This window comes from Flavobacterium sp. FPG59, assembly GCF_002150205.1.
Taxonomy (GTDB): Bacteria; Bacteroidota; Bacteroidia; order Flavobacteriales; family Flavobacteriaceae; genus Flavobacterium.
Genome location: NZ_MTCA01000330.1, coordinates 1 through 2,013 on the forward strand (window position 1 = coordinate 1; position 2,013 = coordinate 2,013).

1 protein-coding gene is annotated in these 2,013 nt (G+C 30.8%); it reads left to right on the top strand.

The window, feature by feature from the left end; genetic code table 11:
- Positions 1–1,930 (top strand): O-antigen ligase family protein (locus tag FPG59_RS15640; RefSeq protein WP_086455472.1); only part of this gene is annotated, 1,930 nt, incomplete at its 5' end.
- Positions 1,931–2,013 lie beyond the last annotated feature (83 nt).

Consider the following 2,013-nt stretch of genomic DNA (forward strand, 5'->3'; position numbering starts at 1 on the left):
TCATATTGCTGTGCTTGTGGGAATAAGTGTTTTTTTACAAACCGTATTTCAATTAAGTACTATATTGCAAGACTTTGAAAGTGTAACTAATGCTTTAAACAACTTAAAAGGGAATACAGGAAACGTTAATATTTTTGCAGCGAGTCTTAATGTTAAAATTCCTTTTTTAGTACTAGGAATTTTACACTACAACAACTGGAAGAAATGGTTTTTAGCTTTATGTTTGTTGCTAGCAAGTTTTACAGTAATCTTAATTAGTTCTAGAGCTGCTTATTTGGGGTTATTTTTTCAAGTTGTAGTCTTTCTAATAGTCTATTTTAAAATACATTCATTCGCGAAAAAAACAGCTGAACAAACAATCTATATTCTAATTCCAATAGCGTTGGCTGTTTTTTTAAGTAGTATCGTTTTTAAAAATAGTGATAGTGTTGGAAGGTTTGAATCCGTAAGTACTAGAATTGTGCAAATTGCAGATACAAATGAAGCTTCTGCATCTGCGAGGTTGAATTATTGGAACAATGCAGCGCAAATGATTTCAAAAGACCCCATAACAGGCATCGGTCTAGGAAATTGGAGAGTTGAAAGTATTCCTTATGAAAGAACCACCATTGATGAAGCATTAATTTCTTCACATACTCACAACGATTTACTTGAAATTGCAGCCGAAACGGGAATTATTAACGGCTTAGTCTATTTGAGTCTTTTTGTTTTAATATTTTTTATCAACGCTAAAAATATTTTCACAAAAAACGATACCGATAAAACTATTTCATTACTTGTTTTAATGCTTTTTACGGGGTATTTCATAGATGCCTTTTTTAACTTTCCGTTGTACAGACCTACAATGCAACTGGCTTTTGCATTGATGATTGTATTTACAGTATTAAATTCAACCAAGTATTTAGCTGTAAATAGTAGCTCACAAAAGTTAGGTTTACTTTTAATTATTGTTAGCGTAGTTACAACTTGCGTCTCTTTTATGGACTGGAGAGCTGCTCAGTTAGAATACAGAATAAAATTTGATAAAACCCCAGTATCTTCTAATGCAATCCTTAATGAATTCCCAGCTATTACAAGAGTAGGTATTTATGGAGAAACATTTTACCAACACACAGCAATTGCATTGTTTAATGAGAATAACTTAGAGGAAGCTGAAAAATATTTTAAATTATCAAATACAATAAATCCATTTATGGGTATTTCAAATTGGTATTTACATAAAATAGAAAAATTAAAAGGCAATCAACAAAAAGCTTATGAGTACGTAAAATCAGCTTTTTATGCTAGACCAAGAACACTTAATTTTTATTTAGATGGCCTTAGAATGGCAGTTGTACATAAGGACACTGCTGAAATATTTAAGCTGCACAAACTTTTTAGTCAATATAGAAGTATGCCTTCGAACTGGAAAAATACAGCAGTTGCACTCAAACAGGCGGGTTACAATCCAAACAAAATAGAGGCTTTTATCAAAGAAGGGGTGAAAATTTATCCTAATGATTCTACATTAACTAAAAAAATAAATCAAGAAACATCAGCTTCTACTATTCAAAACAATACTTCTGAACCTCTAGAAAATGCCCCAAAAACAATAAATTATATGATTGAGGCAAAAAAATTGGGAGACGCTAAACAATTTGAAAAAGCTATTGTACTTTATGAAAAAGAACTAGCGTTACATCCCGAAAAAAAGGTAATTTACCAAGATATAGCCGTTTGTTATTTTAGTTTAAATAGAAGTGAAACCGCTATTAGTTATTTGCTAAAAATAGTAAACGAACCAACACTAAATGATGGTAAAACCGAATATTTGCTTTCAGGTTGTTATTATAAAATGCAAGACAAAACAAATGCTTGTAAGTACCTAGGGATTGCAGTTAATAAAAATTATCCAGGAACAACAGACCTCTTTAATAAACTTTGTAAATAAAAATAAAAATGCAAACCATACACGCCAATAACTATCCCATATACTTCAATGAAAATGCTTATACAGCGCTTAATGAATATATT